Below are 20,073 nucleotides of genomic sequence, written 5' to 3' on the forward strand. Positions count from 1 at the left end.
CCGCAGTCCGGCGGGCCCGCCTTCCTCCGGGAGAGTTGATGGCCATTCCCCACGCATGGCGCGGGCGCCTGCGCCTGCCGGTGCTGTCGGCGCCGATGTTCCTGATTTCCGGCCCGGACCTCGTGGTCGGCGCCTGCAATGCGGGCGTGGTCGGCTGCTTCCCGGCGTTGAACCAGCGCAGCAGCGACGGCTATCGCGACTGGCTCGACGACATCCTCGCGCGCCTCCATGCCGATGCCGCCCCCTACGGGGTCAACCTCGTCGTCCATCGCACCAATCCGAGGCTCGAGGCCGACCTCGCCATCACGGTCGAGAAGCGGGTGCCGCTGGTCATCACGTCGCTGGGGCTCAACCGCGACCTCATCGCCGCCGTGCATGGCTATGGCGGCCTCGTCTTCCACGACGTGACGAACCTGAAGTTCGCCGCCAAGGCCGCCGAAGCCGGAGTCGACGGGTTGATCGCCGTGGCTCACGGCGCCGGCGGACATGGCGGCACGATCAATCCCTTCGCCGCCGTTCATGAGATCCGCCGGATCTTCGATGGAACCCTGCTCGTGGCCGGCGGCCTTTCGACCGGCCGTCACGTCGCGGCGGCACTGATGATGGGCGCCGACATGGCCTACATGGGCACGCGCTTCATGGCGACCGCCGAGAGCATGGCCGTGCCGCGCCAGCGCGAGATGCTGATCGAAGCACGCGCGGCCGATGTCGTGCTCACGCCGGCTGTCAGCGGCGTGCCCGGCAATTTCCTGCGGGCGAGCCTCGTGGCGGCCGGGCGCGATCCCGACGATCTGACACCGCCGGACAAGCTGAACTTCGGCACCACGGATGCCAGGGCCTGGCGGGACCTCTGGGCCGCGGGGCAGGGCGTGGGCGCCATCGAGGACATGCCTGCGGTGGCCGCGCTCGTCGAGACGCTGCATCGCGACTATGTCGATGCCCTTGCGGGCAGTGCCGGCCTTCGTTTCCCCTGAACAGTGTCGACCGGCAGCCAGCGCCCATGAAGGCGCGAGGTATTCATGTGCCTGCGTCGAGGTATTTCGACTATTCATTCGACTGATGCTTCTGCGGGCGGCTAATGTCGCGCCCAGCGTGGAGGAGCATGCAGGATGGCCAGGACAATCATCGACCTTGCGGTCGCCCTGACGGCTGGGATCAAGTCCGATCCGCCGGGTCTGGGGCCCGAGATCGACTACATGGACCACGCCGAGGGCGGCCGCGAGTTCCAGGCCATGTTCGGCGTTCCGGCCGGCGCGCTGCGCGATGGCGCCGGTGCTGCGGCCGAACGCTGCCGTATCACCACGCACAACGGCACGCACATGGATGCGCCCTGGCATTATCACCCGACCATGGATGGCGGAAAGCCGGCGATGACGATCGACCAGGTGCCCCTCGACTGGTGCTTCGGGCCGGGGGTGAAGCTCGATTTCCGTCATTTGCCGAACGGACACACCGTCACGGCCGCCGAGGTGGAAGCGGAACTGGCGCGCATCGGCCATACGCTCGTTCGCGGCGACATCGTGCTCGTCAACACGGCGGCCGGCGCCCGCTACGGGCAGGACGATTACGTCGGGACCGGCTGCGGCATGGGGCGCGAGGCCACGCTCTATCTGACCTCCCGCGGTGTGCGCGTCTGCGGCACCGATGCATGGAGCTGGGACCCGCCGCTCGCCGTCCAGGCTGCACGGGCGCGCGAGACCGGCGACTGGTCGGTCTTCTGGGAAGGACACAAGGCCGGCGCCGACACCGTCTACTGCCACATGGAGAAACTGGCGAACCTGCATCTTCTGCCGCCGACCGGCTTCGAGGTCATCGCGTTGCCCGTCAAGGTCGAGCGCGCGTCGGCCGGCTGGTGCCGGCCCGTCGCCTTGATCGAGGGCTGATGCCAGGACGCGAGGCAACTCGCGGCTGCGGCAGCAGCGCGTGAACGGACCCAAGGGGCGGAAATCATGAAACCAGCGTCGTCGGCCAGCGGTTTCGGACATGGCGAGAGCCCTTGGTCGCGCTGGGCCTCGGCGGGTACGGGTGTCATCTCCGTCGTCGCGGTCGCGGGAATTCTCACCGGTGCGATCGTCATCTGCATCGACGTCTTGGGCCGCTGGCTGTTCGGGTCGGCTGTCGTCGCGCTCAACGAAATCATGTCGAACGTCTTTGCCGTGGCGATCGCCGCGACCCTGCCGGCCGGCGCCGCGCGGCGCGTGAATCTCAGCATCGACCTGCTCGGCCACATGACCGGTCCGCGTCTGTCGGCCTGGCTGAAGGCTGCCGGCTCGATCCTGCTGATCCTGTTCTTCGCGCTGCTCGCCTGGCGGGTCTTCGGTCTGGCCCTTCGCTACCAGTCGCAGGGGCGGGCGACCTCGATCCTGCGATGGCCGCTCGCGCCGACCTATTTCGCCGTGTCCGTCTCGATGGGGCTGGCGGCGCTGGTGCAGGTCGCGAACGCCGTCGACGACGTGCGCCAGGCTCTGGCCGTGCGTGCCGGGTGGCGGTCGAGCCCCGTGGCGCTGTGGCTGGTCGGCACACTGGTCGCCTTCGCGACCGCCGCCACGTTCTGGATCGTCACGGATTTCGCTGGATTTTCGGGCTTCGTGAGGGGAAATCCAGCCTTTGCGGTGATCCTGGCATTCCTTCTCCTGTGGGTCGGCGTGCTTGCGCAATTGCCGCTCGCCACGGTCACGGCCTTGATCGGTCTCGTCGGTACGCTCGCCTATGTCGGGGCGCCCGCTGCCGCCAACACATTCGCGTCCGATGCGCTGGAATTTCTTCGCAACGACCAGGTCGCGACTCTGCCCATGTTCCTGATCATGGGCGCCTTCGCGGTCGTCGCCGGTGTATCCGACGATCTCTTTCGCGTCGGCAATGCCGTGCTGGGGCGGTTTCGCGGCGGGCTCGCCTATGCGACGGTCGCCGGCTGTGCCGGTTTCGGGGCCGTTTCGGGCAATTCGATCGCCACGTCGGCGACCTTCGGGCGCATGGCGCTGCCGCAGATGAAGCAGCGTGGATATGCGCCGACGCTGTCGAGCGCCACCGTCGCGGCCGGCGGCACGCTCGGCGCACTGGTGCCGCCCTCAGGCGTCATCATTCTCTTTGCGCTGCTCACCGAACAGTCGATCGGCGCCTTGTTCGTCGCAGCCATGGTGCCCGCCGTCCTGGCGCTGCTGCTCTATTTCGGCGTGATCTTCGTCGTGCTTCGCCTCGATCCAGAAGCCGCGCCCGCAGCCGAACCGCAGTCCCTTGGAGAACTGCTCGCAGCGCTGCGCGGGGCGCTGCCGGTCGCGATCCTGTTTGCGGTGGTGATCGGCGGCCTCTACGGCGGTGTCTTCACTGCGACCGAAAGCGCGGCGGCCGGGGCGGTGGGCTCCTTCCTTCTTGCCCTGGCGCGCGGGCGGCTGAACCGGCAAAGCCTGCTGGCCGTGTTCTCGGAAATCACGGCATCGACGGCCATGATCTACGCGCTGATCTTCGGTGCGCTGGCGTTCTCCTTCTTCGTCAATCTCGGTCAGACACCGATGATGGCGGCGGACTGGATCGCGTCCCTCGACGCTCGGCCGGTCATCATTCTCGCCGCCCTCATCGTGCTCTACCTGCTCCTCGGGTCCGTCATGGACAGCTTCGCCGTGATGGTCATCACGGTGCCGGTCGTGACGCCTCTGGTGCTGGGTCTCGGCTACGACATGCTGTTCTGGGGCGTGCTGATGCTGATGGTGGTCGAGACCGGCATGATCACGCCGCCCTTCGGGATGAATCTCTTCATCATCAAGAGCCTGCAGCCCGACGTGCCGCTGTCTGTGGTCATGCGCGGCGTCGTTCCCTTCGTCGTGGCCGATCTCTTGAAGATCGTCCTGCTCGTGGCGTTCCCGGCGCTGGCGCTCTGGTTGCCGTCGACGATGAACTGATCGCGCCGCCATCTCGGCACGCATGCGGGCGGGATCGATGACCCGCCGGCTTCATGCATGGTTCCGGTCGGAACCAGCGCTTCCAGGACAATTCCAACATGATCGCGAAACGAGAAAGGCCGGCAGCCTTTGAAGCTGCCGGCCGCGAGACCGTTCGAGACGGTCGGGCGGAACCTATTCCTTCGCCGCCGCAAGCTCCTCGCGGAACGTGGCGATCAGGTCGGCGCCGCCGGGAACGCGCTCGGCAAACCCTGCCTCGACGCGGGCGCCGACTCGCTGGGCCAGTTCGGAGACCTGCTCGGCTGTTCCCGCCGTGAAGGTGTGCTTGCCGTTTGCCGCCACGAAGCCCTTTGCCTCGTCCTCCCACTGGTCGACCGTGGCGCCTGCCGTGCGGGAGGCGTCGCAACCGGAGTGCTTCGACAGGACCGCACGGGCGTCATCTGACAAGGCATCCCAGCGGTCCCTGGCCATGAAGACCAGACCGAGCGCGCCACCGAGCGGGAGGTCGAGATGGTTCGTCGTCACTTCATTGAGGCGGAAGCCGGGGAAGGCCGTGTAGTTTATGATGGTACCGTCGGCCGTACCCCGCTGCAGGGCCTGGTACTGCTCGGTGATGGTGATGGACAGTGGCGTGCCGCCATAGGCCTGGATGATGCCTGCCGAGATGGGGCTTCCGGAGATGATCTTCTTGCCGGCGATCTGTTCCATCGAGGTGAGTTCCGACCCATTCAGGTGGGCGGCCGATTGCGGGAACTGCACGAACAGCAGCGGCACGACGTTTGCGGTTTCGTCGCCGAAGGCGCCTTTCTCATGCATCCGGCACAGCGCCAGCGACCCTTGCTCGGACGTGTCGATCATCAGCGGCAGGGTCGAGACCAGCATGCGCGGAAACCGGCCGGGGTCGAAGACGGTCATGCCCCAGACCACCTGCACGACGTCGTCCATGACCCGGTCGTAGTAGTTCTCGTGGTTCACCATGGTGGGGCCGTGGCGCATCTCGATCTGGATTGCGTCGCCGCCTTCGGCATTCACCGCATCGGCCCAGGGCTTCAGCACCTTCGTGACCACGGGGTGTTGTTCGGCGTTCGACGTGCCGAAGAGCAGCGTTTCCGCCGATGCGGCCGTGGATGTGGCCATTGAGGCGCTGCACAGCAGCGCCGCGAGCAGGTGACGTCTCATGATTTCCTCCCGTTTCAGAACGCTGGCCGATCAGCCGTCGACCCGCATGGGATGAAATCTACAGGGAAGCGACACCTTTGGAAATTTGATTGGTTGAATGTCAGCTATCGATCCCAATGATACATTCCACGTCACTCGGTTTCCTTCGCAATGCTTGCGTGCAGCTCCGCCCGCAGCCATTCGAGCGCCGGATCCTGCCCGCGGATCGTGTGCCATTGCACCCTCTGTTCCAGAGCCGGCAGCGTCAGCGGCGGGTCGAGGACGGCCAGTCCGCCCAGCCGCGCCATGCGCCTGGCCAGGCGGTCCTGCACCAGCGCGATCCGGCGGGTCGAGCGCACCAGGTCGGGCAGGGATGCGAAGGAGAAGCTGGTCACCGCGATCTGGACGCTCAGGCCGGCTTCGCGCATCACGCGCGCCGCGAAGCTCTCGCCGGTGTTGGGAGGCACCATCACCACATGCTGGGCTTCCAGGAAGGCTTCCATCGAAAGCCCGTCGCGCACGGCGGGATTGTCCGCGTCCAAGACGCACACCATCGGGTCCAGCAACAGCCGCTCCGACGGGTGGTCGGGCGATGAATAGAGGCCGGGCGCGATCAGGAGGTCGGTGTCGCCGCGCTCCAGTTGCAGCTGCGGCAGGTTCTGCTGCGGCTTGACGTCGACGCGCATGGAGGGCGCCTTGCTTGCGACGGCCGCCAGGAAGGGCGGCACGATCGTGTGCAGGCTGTAGTCCGACACCATCAGGCCGATCCGGCGGGTGGAGGTTTCCGGATCGAAACCGGGCGGGGTCGCGACCGCTGCATCGATCCTCACCAGAATGTCGCGGACGGGCTGCTCCAGCGCGATTGCCCGCGGCGTCAGTTCCATCCTGCGGCCGACCTGGACGAGAAGCGGATCGTCGAAATGCTGACGAAGGCGGTTCAGCGCGTTCGACATGGCCGACTGCGTGATCGACAGTTCCTCGGCCGCGCGGCTGACGCTGCGGAGGTGGATGAGTTTGTCGAGGGCGGCCAGCAGGTTGAGATCCAGATTCTTGAAGCGCACGGTCCACCCTCAAATTTCGTGAATACCTCGCATTCAAACTTACAATTTCATCAATGCCAAGAGGGTGGCTATCGTCCCCCCACAAGCCGCGACAGGAGGAGCCGCGCGTGTTTCGTTATTTTCCGACCAATTACGTCTGGGATCTTTCCGTGAACCTCTCGATCGAGATGGGCGCGCGGATGGGCGAGATCGCCGAGATGTGCCTGCCGCTCGCGGAAGCCGCCAAGGCGCCCGACGCGGAGGGCACGCGCGCCTTTCGCGAAGGCTGGGAACGCATGGCCGACCGGCTGTGCGGGCTGGCGCAGGACGACCTCGCGCGTGGCCGCACGCTGTCTGCCGCCGGCAAGCTGATGCGCGCGGCAAACTACATGATCATCGCCGAGCGAATGCAGGCCCACGGGGCGGAGGGACGCGTGGCGCTCTACCGCCGGCATCTCGCGACGTTCTACCAGGCGCTGGCGATGGGCGGCACCGGCGCGCACCGCGTCGAGATTCCCTATGCGGGCAAGCATCTGGCGGGCATCTTCGTGCCGGCCGCAGGCGTGACGGGGCCGCAGCCGCTGCTGGTGCAGGTCAACGGCTTCGACAGCACCAAGGAAATGCGGCTGATGGCGCAGCTTCCAGGCATCCTCGCCCGGCGCGGCGTCGCCTCGCTGGTGCTCGACCAGCCCGGAACGGGCGAGGCGTTGCGGCTGCAGGACATCGTCGCCCGCCACGACGCCGAGCACTGGGCGACGCCGGTCTATGAATGGCTGGCCGCGCGCGCCGACGTGGATGCCGCGCGCATCGGCATGGAGGGCGTCAGCCTCGGCGGCTACTATGCCCCCCGCGCCGTGGCCTTCGAGCCGCGCTTTGCCTGCGGGGTGAGCTGGGGCGCAAACCACGACTGGCGCGACGTGCAGAAACGCCGGCTGGAGCGCGAAGGCGACTTCCCGGTTCCGCACTACTGGGCGCATGCCTGCTGGGTGTTCGGCGCAACCGACGTCGACGACTTCATGCAGAAGGCCGAGCACATGCACCTCGACGGCGTGCTCGACCGCATCCGCGTGCCCTTCCTGGTCACCCACGGCAAGCACGACACCCAGATCCCGGTGAAATGGGCGCACCGCACCTACGAGCAGCTGGTCAACAGCCCGCGCCGCGAACTGGTGATCTTCGACGAGCGCACGGGCGGCGTCATGCATTCCAGCGTCGACAATTCGGGGCCGGCGCTCGACTGCATTTCCGACTTCGTCGCCGAATGCCTCGGCGGCCGTACGTCCTGACCCACGGAGACCGATCCATGCAGATCATTGGACCCGATTCCCTCGTCTTCGGCGTGGACGACGTGCCCGCCTGCCACGAGTTCCTCACCGCCTACGGCCTGGCGCCGCAGGACTACAGCCCGGAGAAGGGCGGTCACTTCGTGTCGCTGGACGGAACCGGACTGGAAATCCGCCGCCGCGACGACCCGTCGCTGCCTCCTGCGCTGAAGACCGGCAACATGCTGCGCATGCAGGTGCTCGGCGTCGTCGACCAGGCCGCGCTCGACGCGGTGGCAGCCGAGCTCGGCAAGGATCGGCAGGTGTTGCGGCTCGCCGACGGGTCGCTGCGCACGCAGGACGACCAGGGTTTCGAACTGTCGTTCCGCGTGACGACGCGCAGGCAGCTCGACCTGCCTGCCGAGAAGGTCAATGCGCCCGGCGACCTTGGCCGCAAGCCAAACCAGCTCGGCGTGTGGCAGGACATGCCGACCGACCCGAGGACACTCAGCCATGTGGTGCTGTTCGTGCCCGACATCGAGCCGGCGGTGGCCTTCTACCGTGACAGGCTCGGCTTCCGCATCACCGACACCTTCATCGGAACCGGGCCGTTCCTGCGTCCGCAGGCCAACCCGGACCACCACACCCACTTCTTCATCCGCACGCCGCCCTACATGCAGGGCTGCGAGCACCTGGCCTTTCACATGGGCGGCCCGACCGAGCTGATGCTGGCCGGCAGCAAGATGATCAAGGCCGGCTTCGAAAGCTTCTGGGGCCCGGGGCGCCACAAGTTCGGGTCGAACTGGTTCTGGTATTTCAAGAGCCCGCTCGGCTGCAACGTCGAGTTCGACGCCGACATGGACACCCATGACGACGACTGGATACCGCGCGAGACGCCGATGGGCGCCGAGGCGGCACAGGCATTCCTGTTCCAGCATCGCGACAAGTGGGCGCCGAGCGGAGGCCCCAAGCCCGGGCAATGACCGTGCTGTGCCGCCTCGACGACCTGCCCGACGGTGGCGCCCGGGGCTTCGAGGTGCCCGGACTGGACTGCAAGGTCATCGTGGTGCGGAAGGGCGAGCGCGTCCATGGCTGGCGTGACTTCTGCCCGCACTACAAGGGTGGCACGCCGATGGCCTGGAAGCGCGACGCCTATCTCAACGGTGCGCGGACCCACATTGCCTGCCACGCTCACGGCGCCTGGTTCGACATCGAAACGGGCGCCTGCGTGCAGGGTCCCTGTCTGGGACGGCGCCTTATCCGCGTGCCATTGACGATCGACGCGGCCGGTGCGGTATGCATGCGGCCAAGGGAGGAGAGGACATGAACGAAACTGTGCGACGCGCGCTGGTCATCGGCGGCGGATTTTCAGGCATGGCGGCGGCCATCCAGCTCAAGCGGGGCGGGATCGAGGTCGATCTGGTGGAGATCGACCCGGGTTGGCGTAGCTACGGCGCCGGCATCAGCCTCAATGGCGGGACGTTCCGCGCTTTCAGAACGCTCGGCATCCTCGACGGCTTCCGCGCCGAGGGCGCGATGAGCGACGGCGTCGACATCCGCGGCCCGCAGGATCAGATCTTCGCCAGCCTCCCCACGCCCTCCGTGGTCGATGGGATGCCCGGCAACGGGGGTGCCATGCGCCCGCTTCTGGCGCGCCTTCTGGCCGAGACAGTCAGGGCCGAGGGTGTCGACGTCCGGCTCGGGACGAGCTTTACCGGGATCGAGGACGGGGCGGATGCCTGCCGCGTCGGCTTCACCGATGGAACGACGGCCGGCTACGATCTGGTCGTCGGGGCCGATGGACTGAACTCGGCCGTGCGAAGCGCGCTCTGGCCGGAGGCTGCGAAGCCGCGCTACATCGGTCAGGCGGTCTGGCGGGCGGTCATCCCGCGCCCGGCGAACCTGCCCACCACCGCCATGTGGATGGGGCCGAAGCTGAAGGCCGGCATCAACCACGTGTCGGCTGCCCAGTCCTATCTGTTCATGACCGAGGATCGGCCGACCAACGATCACGTGCCGCCCGAGACCCATGTGGCCACGCTCAAGGCGCTGCTCTCGCGGTTTCCGTCGCCGACCCTCCAGGCGGTGGCCGATGGCCTCGGCGATGACAGCCAGATCGTCTATCGCCCGCTGGAACAGCTTCTGTTGCCGGCGCCCTGGTACAAGGGGCGCGTGGTGCTGATCGGCGACGCCGCGCACGCCACCACGCCGCACATGGCGGCGGGCGCCATGATCGGGCTCGAGGACGCGATCGTGCTGGCCGAGGAACTGGCGCGCGAAACGAGCCTGCCGGCCGCACTGGCCGCGTTCCAGGACCGGCGCTGGGAGCGCTGCCGCATGGTGGTGGAGAATTCCGGGCGCCTGGCCGAGATCGAGCAGGGGCACGGCACCCAGGAAGAGCACTCGAAGCTGATGGGCATGACGCTCGGCGCGCTGGCCCGGCCGATCTGAGACGAAGCGTCTGGCCAACCGTCGCCGCTTCGCGGGCCTGTCGGGCGCCAGGCAACTGCCGTAGGAAGTGTTCAGCCGGCGTCCGCCGGACCACGAACAGGCTCGAAAGCCGGGAGGAACATTGCATGAAACTCGCCACCTATGCCGATGGCAGCCGGGACGGACAGCTCTGGATCGTCAGCCGCGACCTGCGCCTGGCGGCGCCGGCTCGCGACATCGCGCCCACAATGCGCGCCGCGCTGGAAACCTGGGACGATCTGGCGCCGGCCTTGCGGGCGCTCGCCGAGGATCTCGACGGCGGCCGCGTGCCGCACGCCGAACCCTTCGATCCCGCCCGCTGCATGGCGCCGCTGCCGCGGGCCTCGGCCTGGCTCGACGGGTCGTCGTTCCTGCACCACGGTCGCCTGATGGAGAAGGCCTTCAACGCTCCGCCGATCCCCGACTTCGGCACGGTGCCGGTGGTCTATCAGGGCGGCAGCGACGACCTGCGCGGCCCGTGCGAGCCGATGCCCTTCGTCTCCGAGGAACACCAGATCGACATGGAGGGCGAGTTCGGCGTGATCGTCGGCGACGTGCCGATGGGCACGGAGACGGAGGCGGCGCTCGACCATGTCCGCCTGCTCGTCCAACTGAACGACTGGTCGCTGCGCAAGCTCGCACCCTATGAAATGAGTCGCGGCTTCGGCTGGATCCAGGCCAAGCCCTCGACGTCCTTCGCGCCGGTGGCCATCACGCCGGACGAACTCGGCGACGCCTGGCGCGATGGCCGCATCCAGCTTCGACTTCACGTCGCCATCAATGGCCGCGAGGTCGGGCGCGCGCATGGCGGCGCGTCGGCCTTCTCCTTCGCCCGGCTGATCTCCCATTGCGCGGCGACGCGCCGGCTGTCGGCCGGCACCATCATCGGCACCGGCACGGTTTCCAACGACGACCCGCAAGCCGGATCGTCTTGCCTGTCGGAGGTGCGCGTGCTGGAAATCCTGCGCGACGGCGTGCCCAAGACCCCATTCCTGTCCTTCGGCGACCGCGTGCGCATGGAAGCTCGGACCGACGACGGCAGCACGCCCTTCGGTGCGCTCGACCAGGAGGTCGTGAAGGCCTGAGGGCCAGCCCCTACCTCTGACCGGCGCAGACCACGAGGATTCGGGCGTCGGTCTCGCCGCTCGAAGCGTAGAGATGGCCGCGCGAACTGTCGAAATAGATCGAATCGCCCTGTTGCAGGACGACGGGATCGCGTCCCTCCAGATGGACGGTCACCGCGCCTTCCAGCACGACCAGGAATTCCTGGCCCGGGTGACGGACGAATTCTTCGAAGTCCAGGATGTCATGGGCCTTCAGCGTGCCCATCACCGGGATCATGGCTTTCTGCCGCAACTCCGGGAAGAGCATTTCATAGACGTGGTTGTTCGTTTCCTGGCGGCTGAACTCGGCCTTGCGGGCGACCGCGAAAGCGCCGTCCTCGAACCGGGTTCCCCGGGCGTCGAAGAAGGCGGCCATATCGGCGCCCAGCCCGTTCGCCAGTTGCGCCAGCCGGTCGTAGGTCAGCGCGATGATGCCGCGCTCGGCCTTCGAGATGGTGGAGACCGCCAGTCCGGATAGCTGCGCGACTTGCGCAAGGGTCCAGCCCTTGTCACGTCGCAACTTGCGAATCCGTTTCCCGAATTCCACCCGCTGGCTGTCGGTCTTGCCGGTCTGCAACATGAAACGGTTTTAGGGTCCACCAATCGATCCGGAAAGCAGTTTTCGTATTGGAAAACCGTCTTTTCCAATCGGAAAGTCGATGCTAGCTTTCGTCGAAGAGGGGATACGGATGGTCAAGTCAGACGATTTTTACGACATCATCGTCATTGGCGCCGGCATGGCGGGCGCGTCGGTGGCGGCCGAACTCGCCGGCGAGCGGCGTGTCCTGCTCCTCGAGGCCGAAGGCCGTCCCGGCTATCACACGACCGGCCGATCGGCGGCTTTGTTCACCGTCGCCTACGGTCCCCCCGTGATCCGCGCGCTCTCGCGCGCCTCGCTTCCCATCTATCTCAATCCCGAAAGCCCGTTCGTTTCCCATCCTTTGCTGAAACAGCGCAGCGTTCTGTTCATCGCCCGTGCGGACCAGGCCGGCGCCCTCGCGGATCTCTCGGATGAACTCGGCGATGCGGTGCGCCCGATCGATCCCGAAAGGGCGCGCGCGGGCATGCCGCTTCTCCGCGCCGGCCATGTCGCCGGTGCGCTACTGGACGAGACGGCGGCCGACATCGACGTGAACGCGCTGCACCAGCACTATCTCAAGATGCTGACCGCGCGCGGCGGGATCGTGCGGACCGATTCCGGTGTCGTCGGGCTCGGTCGCGGCGGCGACGACTGGCGGGTCGAGACGCGCAATGGTGGCTTCCGAGCGCCCATCGTCGTCAACGCGGCGGGCGCCTGGGCCGACGAGATCGCCGCGATGGCGGGCGTGTCCCGGATCGGTCTCGTTCCGAAGCGCCGCACCGCGCTCCTCATCGATCCGCCCGAAGGCGTGGTGCCCGACCATCCCGGCGTCTGGCCGGCTGTCGTGGACGTCGACGAGCAGTTCTACATCAAGCCCGATGCCGGCAAGCTCCTGATCTCGCCGGCCGACGAGACGCCGTCCGTGCCTTGCGACGCGCAGCCGGAGGAGATCGACGTCGCCATCTGCATCGACCGTATCGAGACCGCCTTCGACATCTCGGTGCGGCGGATCGAGCACAAATGGGCGGGCTTGCGTTCTTTCGTCGCCGACAAGGCGCCGGTCGCGGGATATGCGCCCGACGCGCCGGGGTTTTTCTGGCTGGCGGGGCAGGGGGGCTACGGCATCCAGAGCGCCCCGGCCCTTTCCCGCGTCGCTGCCGCGCTGGTGCTTCGACGCCCGCTCCCCGACGAAATCGCGGCGGAAGGCGTGGAGCCCTGGATGCTCGGGGCCGAACGGCTGGGAGGCGGCGCATGATCTGGCTGGTCCCGATCATCGGCCTTCTGCTGCTCGGGTCGGGACTGGCGATCGCCTACGTCATCAGCGCTGCCGCCGTTATCGCCTTAGGCCCTGGCCCGGTCGCCGCGTGGCCTGCCGGACTCTGCCGACCCGGGCAAATGCGCTGGATCGTGCAAAGAGCGATTGCAGGTGGCGTCCGTCTCTGATTCCTTGGACGCAGGGGGCTGATTCGAACCAGCCGTCGGCGGCTTCGGCTTCCGACGAGCGCCCCGACCCACGGGCATTTGCCGGAAGAGAAAAGCCATGGCCGACCACAACAAGCCCATCGCCGAGATGCGCCCGAAGATCACCATCATCGGTGTCGGCGGCGGCGGCGGAAACGCGGTCAACAACATGATCGCCGAGAACTTGCAGGGGGCGGAGTTCATCGTCGCCAACACGGATGCCCAGGCGCTCGCCATGTCGAAGGCGCCGAAGCTGATCCAGCTCGGCGCCCAGGTCACGCAGGGGCTTGGCGCCGGCTCGCTTCCGGAGGTGGGGCAGGCCGCCGCAGAGGAATCGATCGACGAGATCATGGATCATCTGTCGGGCACGCACATGTGCTTCGTCACGGCGGGCATGGGCGGCGGCACCGGCACGGGTGCGGCGCCCGTCATCGCCGAAGCGGCGCGCCGCGCCGGCATCCTCACGGTCGCGGTCGTCACCAAGCCCTTCGCGTTCGAGGGGCGGCGGCGCATGCAGATGGCCGAAGCGGGCATCGAGCGGCTCCGCCAGGTGGCCGACACCGTCATCGTTATCCCCAATCAGAACCTCTTTCGGGTCGCGGACGCCAAGACCACGTTCGCCGACGCCTTCGTCATTGCCGATCGCGTTCTCTATTCGGGCGTCGGCTGCATCACCGACCTGATCGTCAAGGAAGGCCTGATCAACCTGGATTTCGCCGACGTGCGCTCCGTCATGCGCGACATGGGCCGGGCGATGATGGGAACCGGAGAGGCCAAGGGCGACGGCCGCGCCCGGAACGCCGCCGAGGCGGCGATCGCCAATCCGCTTCTCGACGAATCGTCGATCGCCGGCGCCAAGGGCGTGCTGGTCTCGATCTCGGGTGGCATGGACATGACGCTGTTCGAGGTCGACGAGGCCGCCTCGCGCGTTCGTGCCGAAGTGCCCGACGACGCCGACATCATCGTCGGCGCCATTTTCGACAAGAGCCTCGAAGGCAATTTCAGGGTGTCGATCGTGGCCGCCGGGCTGCAGGGACCCGAGGCTGCGGAGGCCCAGCATCAGCCGCAGTCGCTCGGCCAGCACATGCAGTCATCGGGCGGCAGGGTCCTGCAGTAGCGCCGGGATTCGCGATGATCCTTCAGCGGGCGACGTGGGTGTCGTCCGTTGTTCCGATCGTGTGGCAGAGCCGACATCGACGTCTCTGCCCGTGAAGCCAGACGGCATTCAGCGGGCTGGCTTCTCTGGAAATGTTCCGGTTCAGCCGTTTCGCGTCCCGCGACCCACGGCATAGAGCGTGATTCCGTGACGCTTCGCCGCCGCGGGGTCGTAGACGTTGCGGCCGTCGAAAATCACCGGCTGCTTCAGGGTTGCCTTCATGTCGTCGAAGTCGATGATGTTGTAGGCCTTCCACTCGGTGACGAGGATCAGCGCGTCGGCGCCCTGAAGCGCTTCGTCGCGAGTGTCGCAAAGCACGAGGTCGGGCCGGTCGCCGTAGATGCGCTGGCATTCTTCCATCGCCTTGGGGTCGTGGGCCCGAACGGTGGCGCCGGCTGCCCACAACGCCTCCATGATGACGCGCGACGGGGCCTCACGCATGTCGTCAGTGTTGGGCTTGAAGGCCAGCCCCCAGAGCGCGAACGTCCGGCCGCCCAGGTCCGGGCCGAAATGGGCGTGGATCTTGTCGACGATGTAGCTTTTCTGGCGGTTGTTGCGCTCCTCGACCGATTTCAGCAGAGCAGCGTCGAAGCCGATCTGGTCGGCCGTGCGGATCAGCGCCTGGACGTCCTTCGGGAAGCACGAGCCGCCATAGCCGACGCCCGGATAGATGAAGTTGTATCCGATGCGGGGGTCGGAGCCGATGCCGTGGCGGACGTGTTCGATGTCGGCGCCCAGCCGGTCGGCGAGATTGGCGATCTCGTTCATGAAGCTGATCTTGGTGGCGAGCATGCAGTTGGCGGCATACTTGGTCAGTTCGGCGCTTCTGATGTCCATCGCGATGATCTTCTCGCGATTGCGGTTGAAGGGCGCATAGAGCTCGCGCAGGCGTTCCTCGGCGCGCCGCGAGGCAACGCCGATGATGATGCGGTCGGGGCGCGTGCAATCGGCCACCGCCGAACCTTCCTTCAGGAATTCCGGATTGGAAGCCACGTCGAACTGCAGGTCGCTGCGGCCGCGCGCGGCCAGCCGCTCGACGATCTTGGCGCGCACCTTGTCGGACGTGCCGACGGGCACGGTGGACTTCACGACCACCAGTGTTTCGGTGTCCATATGGGTGGCGATCGTGTCGGCCACGGCCAGCACGTAGGTGAGATCCGCCGAGCCGTCCTCGTCCGGCGGGGTGCCGACGGCGATGAACTGGATGTCGCCATGCGCCACGCCGCGGGCCGCGTCGGTGGTGAAGCGCAGCCGTCCCGCCGCGCCGTTCTCGACCACGGGGTGCTGCAGATCGGGCTCGTAGATGGGCACCTCGCCGCGCGCGAGCCGCGCCACCTTGTCGGCGTCGACATCGACGCACAGCACCTGGTAGCCCGCTTCGGCAAAGACCGCCGCCTGCACCAGGCCGACATAGCCCGTTCCGAAGATTGTGATCCGCACGCGTTCCGTTCCCTGTGGCTTCGATGCGACCGGGCGTATCCCACGCCGCGCCGCGAAGCGCAACGCCCTGCGCGCCGCCAGGTCGGCTCCGCGCCCGGATGACGCCTTCGGGCAACCCCACATTATCGCCGATCGGACGTGACAATGGTCGCGGCTCCTGCCATCACCGGCCGGCGTCGGCGAGGCGACGGTTGGGCCAACGGGCAGGGTAGGACGGCATGGCGACGGTTCTGGTCGTGGGCGGCGCAGGCTACATCGGGGCGCATTGCTGCCTCGACCTCGCCGGCAAGGGGCACGTCCCGGTCGTCTACGACAATCTGTCCAGCGGCCACGAGACGTTCGTGCAATGGGGGCCGCTCGAAATCGGCGACCTGCACGACCGCGACCGCCTGCGCGACGTCATCGCCCGACACCGGCCGGAAGCGATCATCCATTTCGCGGCGCTGAGCGAGGTCGGAGTGTCGTTGCTCGACCCGCTCGCCTTCTACGACAACAATGTCGGCGGGACGATCAGCCTCCTGTCGGCGGCGACCGAGGCCGGCATCGACAAGCTCGTCTTCTCGTCGACCTGCGCCACCTACGGCGTTCCGGAGACGTCGCCGATGGCGGAGGACCACCGGCAGGCGCCGATCAATCCCTATGGCCACGGCAAGCTGATGGTCGAGACGATCCTGGCCGACCTCGACCGGCTCCGCGGGTTCAGGTCGGCGGTGCTGCGCTACTTCAACGCCGCCGGTGCCGACGAGGACGGGCGCATCGGCGAGTGGCACGAGCCGGAGACGCATGCGATCCCGATCGCGATCGAGGCGGCGATGGGGCGCCGCGCCGGTTTCACGGTGAACGGGACGGACTACGACACCCGCGACGGCACCTGCGTTCGCGACTTCGTCCACGTCATGGACCTCGCCGACGCGCACACGCGCGCCCTCGAGCATCTGCTTGGTGGCGGGGCGAGCGCGGCCGTCAATCTCGGCACCGGCACCGGCACGTCGCTCAATGAGCTGCTGGCCGTGGTCAGGGCGGTCAGCGGACGCGACTTTCCGGTCTCCTTCGGGCCGCGGCGCGCAGGAGACGCGCCATCGCTGGTGGCCGACAACCGCAAGGCCAGGGCTTTGCTCGGCTGGGCGCCCGGCCGTTCGCTGGAGGACATCGTGGCGAGCGCATGGCGCTGGCATTCCGGCCGAAACGCAGGCTGAAGCGCCTCACCGGGACAGCTCAGCCCTTCGCGCCTTGCCCCCGCGCATAGATGTCGTCGTAGCGGACGATGTCGTCTTCCCCGAGATAGCTGCCGGTCTGAACCTCGACCAGCACCATCGGCACCTTGCCGGGGTTCTCCATCCGGTGGACGGCGCCGAGCGGGATGTAGACCGACTGGTTCTCGGCCAGGAGTTGCTGTTCTCCGCCGATCGTCACCTTCGCGGTGCCCTGGACGACGATCCAGTGTTCCGAGCGATGGTGATGGCTCTGCAGGCTCAGCGCCGCGCCGGGATGGACGTGGATGCGCTTGACCTGGAACCGGTCGCCGACGGCGAGCGACTCGAACCAGCCCCATGGCCTGTGGTCCTTCGGCAACTGCGTCGCCTGCGCCGCCTTCTTTGCCCGAAGCGCCTCGACGGCCAGCTTGACGTCCTGGGCGCGGCTCATGTCGGCGACGAGCACGGCGTCGTTCATCGCAACGGCGATCACGTTGCTGAGGCCGATCCCAACCAGTTCCACGCCCTCGCTTTCGGACCGGAGCAGGCTGGAGCGGCAGTCGATCGCCGTGACGGCGCCGGACGCGGCGACGCCCGCCTCGTCGCGCGCGGCCTCGCTCCACACGGCGTCCCAGCCGCCGAGGTCCGACCAGGCGCCATCATAGGGGACGACGGCGAGGTTGGTCGCCCGTTCCATGACGGCGTAGTCGATCGAGATGTCGCGGGCGTCGGCCCAGGGCTCGGGTGCAAGGCGCAGGAAGCCGAGATCGACCCGAGCCTCGTCGAGCGCGGCGCGCACGGCGGCGAGCACGTCCGGCGCGTGGAGTTCGAAAGCTGCGATCATGTCGGCGGCGGAAAACAGGAAGATGCCGGCATTCCAGAGATAGTTGCCGGCGGCAAGCATGGAGGCGGCGCGCTCGGCGTCGGGCTTCTCCACGAACCGCGACAGGGCGACGGGATTGCCGCTCTCGTCCGGCCGTTCGGCGAGTTCGAGATAGCCGTACCCGGTTTCCGGCCGGGTGGGCTGGATGCCGAAGGTGACGATCTGGCCCCGTGCGACGGCGGAGAGGCCTCGCACGACCGCGGCGCGGAAGCCGGTTGCATCGGGAATGACATGGTCGGAGGGCGACACGAGAAGGATGCCGTCGGGATCCCGTTCCTGCACGAACAGCGCGGCCGCCAGGACGGCGGGGGCGGTGTTGCGTCCCTGGGGCTCGATGATCACGGCGAGGGGGTCGAGACCGGCCCCGGCAAGCTGTTCGGTGACGATGAAGCGGAAATCCGAATTGGTCAGGACCACCGGCGCGGCATAGCCGTCGCCGACGAGCCTGCCGGCGGACGCCTGGAACAGCGTCTCCTCGCCGACCAGCGGAACGAACTGCTTGGGATAGCTCTTGCGCGACAGCGGCCACAGCCGTGTGCCAGAGCCGCCACACAGGATTGTCGGGTAAATCATGTCGTCTGCAAGGTCCCGCGAATGTGCATCGGATAGAAACCAGATTTGCCGCACCGCCGCAACGACGGTGACGGCCCCTCACAGCGCGCGGCGAACCCTGTCCATGAAGGTGCTCAGCAGATGTTCGGCCTCCCGAGGGGAGCCGGCTTCGGCGTAGACGCGGAACTCCGGCGCATTGCCGGATGGGCGAAGATGCACGATCGCGCCATTTCCAAACCGCACCCGCAGCCCGTCCGTGCGGTCGAGCGAGGTTTCCTCGCCGGCAGCCTCGAAAAAGGCGGCGCGGGCAGCGGGATCCGACAGCCGGTCGAGCAAGCGAAGCGCTGCGTGCGTCGGGGTTTCGGTCAATCTGTCCGTCGCGGTGAAGCGGGCCGGCAGGTCGGCGACGAGCTCGGCCAGCGTCACGCCCGCCGCCTTCGCGTCGGCCAGCGGCGCCAGCATCGGCAAAAGCGAATCGCGCGTCATCAGCGGCGCCAGTTCGCCGGCCGCCGCCTTCGCGGGGAAACCGAGCAGAAAGCCGCCATTGGCCTCGAAGCCGACGACGCGGATGGACGGATCCGCTGCGAGCAGTGCCTCCATCTCGGCGATCACGTAGGGCGAGCCGATGCGGGTCAGTCGAACGGTGGTGAAGTTCGGCATCGAACTGACCATCGAGTTCGACGACACCGGCGTGCAGACCGCTTCCGCGCCAAGCGTCCGCGCCGTCAGCACGCCAAGCACGTCGCCGGGCACGACCCGCCCCGTCGCGTCCGTCAGCATCGGGCGGTCGGCGTCGCCGTCGGTGGACAGGATGGCGTCGAGGCCTTCGGCCGCGCACCAGCCCGCAAGCATCTCGCGCGTCGCGGCATCGACGGCCTCGGTGTCGACCGGAATGAAATGGTCCGCGCGTGCGAGCGCCAGCGTCGACGCGCCGAGCGCCGCGCAAACCGCCTTCATGGCGTCGCGGGCAACGGAGGAATGCTGGTAGATGCCGAGGCGCAGCCCAGCCAGAGCGTCCGGGCCGAACGCCGTGACATAGCGCGCGACATAGTCCCGGCCTGCTTCGGCGCAGGGGCGTATGGTTCGGGCAAGCGCTGTTGGCGGCCGTCGTCCGGCCTCGTAGGCCGCGGCGATCGCTTCTTCCTCCCGTTTGGAAATCTCGCCGGTCGGCAGGTAGAACTTCAGGCCGTTGCGGTCGGCCGGGATGTGGCTGCCCGTCACCATGATGGCGGCGGCACCCGCCGACATCGCCGCCAGCGCCAGGGCCGGGGTCGGCAGTTCACCGCAGTCACGCACGTCGAGGCCGGCACGCCTGGCCGATGCCATCACGTCGTCCGCGATCCGGGGCGAGGAGGGGCGGAGGTCGCGGCCGACGAAGAGACCCGAACCGATCGGGCACACAGCGAGAAAGGCCTCCGTGTAGGCAGCGACTAATTCCGGGGTCAGTTCAACGACGAGGCCGCGCAGGCCGCTCGTACCGAATTTTGGAGCCAGGTCGCCCTCCCATGCCGAAACCATGCGGTCCCGGTTCCGTCGGTGGTATCGGCCGCGCCTCGAAACTTGATCCGCCGGTCCGTGCAAGGGCACGGCACGTCGAGGGCGACACGGTTTAGGGCCGGCGCGCTGTTGCGAGATAGACGACATGCGCGCCAAAGGACAAGCCCAAAGCGGCGGCGACCGCAAGGGCCGGCGCGTCGGCGAGCGCAAGGCCGAGGGCGGAGAGGATGAGAATGCCCGCGAGGCCGTTGGCGGCAAAGGCCAGGCGCCCGGGCATGCGCTTGAACCAGACGACGGTCATTTCCACGGCGATGATCGCGATGGCGATCAGGGCGATGGCGCCGCTTTCGACGAGCTCCGTCAGCATGCGGTGGTTCTTCCGT

The 20,073-nt window shown here is 67.6% G+C and carries 19 protein-coding genes; 12 read left to right on the forward strand and 7 right to left on the reverse strand.

All coding sequences use genetic code 11. From position 1 onward, the window contains the following. The first annotated feature begins 38 nt into the window (after window positions 1-38). The 3 genes from EJC49_RS11635 to EJC49_RS11645 all read left to right on the forward strand — a co-directional run bounded on the left by EJC49_RS11635 (window position 39) and on the right by EJC49_RS11645 (window position 3,896). Window positions 39-974: an NAD(P)H-dependent flavin oxidoreductase gene (locus tag EJC49_RS11635; protein ID WP_126700100.1), complete on the forward strand. Its 936-nt coding sequence runs from the start codon at window positions 39-41 to the stop codon at window positions 972-974. Between the two features lie 135 nt (window positions 975-1,109). After that, window positions 1,110-1,883 (forward strand): cyclase family protein, encoded by a 774-nt coding sequence (locus EJC49_RS11640; protein ID WP_126700101.1) that lies wholly within the window; start codon window positions 1,110-1,112, stop codon window positions 1,881-1,883. A gap of 66 nt (window positions 1,884-1,949) precedes the next feature. Further along, window positions 1,950-3,896: a TRAP transporter large permease gene (locus EJC49_RS11645; RefSeq protein ID WP_126700102.1), complete on the forward strand. Its 1,947-nt coding sequence runs from the start codon at window positions 1,950-1,952 to the stop codon at window positions 3,894-3,896. A gap of 174 nt (window positions 3,897-4,070) precedes the next feature. Here the strand turns inward: EJC49_RS11645 and EJC49_RS11650 are convergent, their stop codons facing one another. Both EJC49_RS11650 and EJC49_RS11655 read right to left on the reverse strand, forming a co-directional pair. After that, window positions 4,071-5,075, reverse strand: coding sequence for a TRAP transporter substrate-binding protein (locus EJC49_RS11650; protein WP_126700103.1), 1,005 nt, complete (start codon window positions 5,073-5,075; stop codon window positions 4,071-4,073). Window positions 5,076-5,206: 131 nt separating this feature from the next. After that, on the reverse strand, window positions 5,207-6,115 hold the full coding sequence (locus tag EJC49_RS11655; protein WP_126700104.1) for a LysR family transcriptional regulator: 909 nt from the start codon (window positions 6,113-6,115) through the stop codon (window positions 5,207-5,209). A gap of 107 nt (window positions 6,116-6,222) precedes the next feature. On the opposite strand from EJC49_RS11655, the gene EJC49_RS11660 reads away from it, so the two are divergent. The 5 genes from EJC49_RS11660 (at window position 6,223) to EJC49_RS11680 (ending at window position 10,910) form a co-directional block, all read left to right on the forward strand. Next, window positions 6,223-7,380 carry an alpha/beta hydrolase family protein gene (locus EJC49_RS11660; protein ID WP_126700105.1) on the forward strand — a complete coding sequence of 386 codons (1,158 nt, stop codon included), beginning with the start codon at window positions 6,223-6,225 and terminating at the stop codon, window positions 7,378-7,380. Between the two features lie 17 nt (window positions 7,381-7,397). Further along, window positions 7,398-8,339, forward strand: coding sequence for a VOC family protein (locus EJC49_RS11665; protein ID WP_126700106.1), 942 nt, complete (start codon window positions 7,398-7,400; stop codon window positions 8,337-8,339). Then, window positions 8,336-8,683, forward strand: a complete 348-nt coding sequence (locus tag EJC49_RS11670) for a Rieske (2Fe-2S) protein (protein ID WP_126700107.1) — start codon at window positions 8,336-8,338, stop codon at window positions 8,681-8,683. The genes EJC49_RS11665 and EJC49_RS11670 overlap by 4 nt, the downstream gene beginning before the upstream one ends. Then, window positions 8,680-9,807, forward strand: a complete 1,128-nt coding sequence (locus EJC49_RS11675) for an FAD-dependent oxidoreductase (protein WP_126700108.1) — start codon at window positions 8,680-8,682, stop codon at window positions 9,805-9,807. Before EJC49_RS11670 ends, EJC49_RS11675 begins: the two co-directional genes overlap by 4 nt. A 125-nt stretch (window positions 9,808-9,932) precedes the next feature. Next, window positions 9,933-10,910: a fumarylacetoacetate hydrolase family protein gene (locus tag EJC49_RS11680; protein WP_126700109.1), complete on the forward strand. Its 978-nt coding sequence runs from the start codon at window positions 9,933-9,935 to the stop codon at window positions 10,908-10,910. Between the two features lie 10 nt (window positions 10,911-10,920). Here EJC49_RS11680 and EJC49_RS11685 read toward each other — a convergent pair whose 3' ends face one another. Then, window positions 10,921-11,508 carry a helix-turn-helix domain-containing protein gene (locus EJC49_RS11685; RefSeq protein ID WP_126700110.1) on the reverse strand — a complete coding sequence of 196 codons (588 nt, stop codon included), beginning with the start codon at window positions 11,506-11,508 and terminating at the stop codon, window positions 10,921-10,923. Window positions 11,509-11,617: 109 nt separating this feature from the next. Between EJC49_RS11685 and EJC49_RS11690 the strand changes: the two genes are divergently transcribed. The 3 genes from EJC49_RS11690 to ftsZ all read left to right on the forward strand — a co-directional run bounded on the left by EJC49_RS11690 (window position 11,618) and on the right by ftsZ (window position 14,086). Continuing rightward, on the forward strand, window positions 11,618-12,763 hold the full coding sequence (locus tag EJC49_RS11690; RefSeq protein WP_126700111.1) for an NAD(P)/FAD-dependent oxidoreductase: 1,146 nt from the start codon (window positions 11,618-11,620) through the stop codon (window positions 12,761-12,763). Then, window positions 12,760-12,951, forward strand: coding sequence for a hypothetical protein (locus tag EJC49_RS11695; protein WP_126700112.1), 192 nt, complete (start codon window positions 12,760-12,762; stop codon window positions 12,949-12,951). Before EJC49_RS11690 ends, EJC49_RS11695 begins: the two co-directional genes overlap by 4 nt. Window positions 12,952-13,048: 97 nt before the next feature. Continuing rightward, window positions 13,049-14,086 (forward strand): cell division protein FtsZ, encoded by a 1,038-nt coding sequence (ftsZ, locus tag EJC49_RS11700; RefSeq protein ID WP_126700113.1) that lies wholly within the window; start codon window positions 13,049-13,051, stop codon window positions 14,084-14,086. Between the two features lie 141 nt (window positions 14,087-14,227). Here ftsZ and EJC49_RS11705 read toward each other — a convergent pair whose 3' ends face one another. Further along, on the reverse strand, window positions 14,228-15,565 hold the full coding sequence (locus EJC49_RS11705; protein WP_126700114.1) for a UDP-glucose dehydrogenase family protein: 1,338 nt from the start codon (window positions 15,563-15,565) through the stop codon (window positions 14,228-14,230). 218 nt (window positions 15,566-15,783) lie between these two features. On the opposite strand from EJC49_RS11705, the gene galE reads away from it, so the two are divergent. Then, window positions 15,784-16,761: a UDP-glucose 4-epimerase GalE gene (gene galE / locus EJC49_RS11710; RefSeq protein WP_126700115.1), complete on the forward strand. Its 978-nt coding sequence runs from the start codon at window positions 15,784-15,786 to the stop codon at window positions 16,759-16,761. A gap of 19 nt (window positions 16,762-16,780) precedes the next feature. Here the strand turns inward: galE and EJC49_RS11715 are convergent, their stop codons facing one another. From EJC49_RS11715 to EJC49_RS11725, 3 genes are all read right to left on the reverse strand, one after another. Beyond that, the gene (locus EJC49_RS11715; RefSeq protein WP_126700116.1) at window positions 16,781-18,214 is read right to left on the reverse strand and encodes a mannose-1-phosphate guanylyltransferase/mannose-6-phosphate isomerase; all 1,434 of its coding nucleotides are present in this window, start codon (window positions 18,212-18,214) and stop codon (window positions 16,781-16,783) included. Window positions 18,215-18,292: 78 nt separating this feature from the next. Continuing rightward, window positions 18,293-19,711 carry a phosphohexomutase domain-containing protein gene (locus EJC49_RS11720; RefSeq protein ID WP_210211795.1) on the reverse strand — a complete coding sequence of 473 codons (1,419 nt, stop codon included), beginning with the start codon at window positions 19,709-19,711 and terminating at the stop codon, window positions 18,293-18,295. Window positions 19,712-19,802: 91 nt separating this feature from the next. Further along, window positions 19,803-20,057 carry a hypothetical protein gene (locus tag EJC49_RS11725; RefSeq protein ID WP_126700117.1) on the reverse strand — a complete coding sequence of 85 codons (255 nt, stop codon included), beginning with the start codon at window positions 20,055-20,057 and terminating at the stop codon, window positions 19,803-19,805. Between the last annotated feature and the right edge of the window lie 16 nt (window positions 20,058-20,073).

It is taken from the genome of Aquibium carbonis, from assembly GCF_003970795.1.
Lineage (GTDB): Bacteria > Pseudomonadota > Alphaproteobacteria > Rhizobiales > Rhizobiaceae > Aquibium > Aquibium carbonis.

Bases quoted from the DNA above. Each gene is read 5' to 3' on its own strand.
- EJC49_RS11635 (WP_126700100.1), top strand. From the start codon at position 39: ATGGCCATTCCCCACGCATGGCGCGGGCGCCTGCGCCTGCCGGTGCTG.
- EJC49_RS11640 (WP_126700101.1), top strand. From the start codon at position 1,110: ATGGCCAGGACAATCATCGACCTTGCGGTCGCCCTGACGGCTGGGATC.
- EJC49_RS11645 (WP_126700102.1), top strand. From the start codon at position 1,950: ATGAAACCAGCGTCGTCGGCCAGCGGTTTCGGACATGGCGAGAGCCCT.
- EJC49_RS11650 (WP_126700103.1), bottom strand. From the start codon at position 5,075: ATGAGACGTCACCTGCTCGCGGCGCTGCTGTGCAGCGCCTCAATGGCC.
- EJC49_RS11665 (WP_126700106.1), top strand. From the start codon at position 7,398: ATGCAGATCATTGGACCCGATTCCCTCGTCTTCGGCGTGGACGACGTG.
- EJC49_RS11670 (WP_126700107.1), top strand. From the start codon at position 8,336: ATGACCGTGCTGTGCCGCCTCGACGACCTGCCCGACGGTGGCGCCCGG.
- EJC49_RS11675 (WP_126700108.1), top strand. From the start codon at position 8,680: ATGAACGAAACTGTGCGACGCGCGCTGGTCATCGGCGGCGGATTTTCA.
- EJC49_RS11680 (WP_126700109.1), top strand. From the start codon at position 9,933: ATGAAACTCGCCACCTATGCCGATGGCAGCCGGGACGGACAGCTCTGG.
- EJC49_RS11685 (WP_126700110.1), bottom strand. From the start codon at position 11,508: ATGTTGCAGACCGGCAAGACCGACAGCCAGCGGGTGGAATTCGGGAAA.
- EJC49_RS11690 (WP_126700111.1), top strand. From the start codon at position 11,618: ATGGTCAAGTCAGACGATTTTTACGACATCATCGTCATTGGCGCCGGC.
- EJC49_RS11695 (WP_126700112.1), top strand. From the start codon at position 12,760: ATGATCTGGCTGGTCCCGATCATCGGCCTTCTGCTGCTCGGGTCGGGA.
- ftsZ (WP_126700113.1), top strand. From the start codon at position 13,049: ATGGCCGACCACAACAAGCCCATCGCCGAGATGCGCCCGAAGATCACC.
- galE (WP_126700115.1), top strand. From the start codon at position 15,784: ATGGCGACGGTTCTGGTCGTGGGCGGCGCAGGCTACATCGGGGCGCAT.
- EJC49_RS11715 (WP_126700116.1), bottom strand. From the start codon at position 18,214: ATGATTTACCCGACAATCCTGTGTGGCGGCTCTGGCACACGGCTGTGG.
- EJC49_RS11720 (WP_210211795.1), bottom strand. From the start codon at position 19,711: ATGGTTTCGGCATGGGAGGGCGACCTGGCTCCAAAATTCGGTACGAGC.
- EJC49_RS11725 (WP_126700117.1), bottom strand. From the start codon at position 20,057: ATGCTGACGGAGCTCGTCGAAAGCGGCGCCATCGCCCTGATCGCCATC.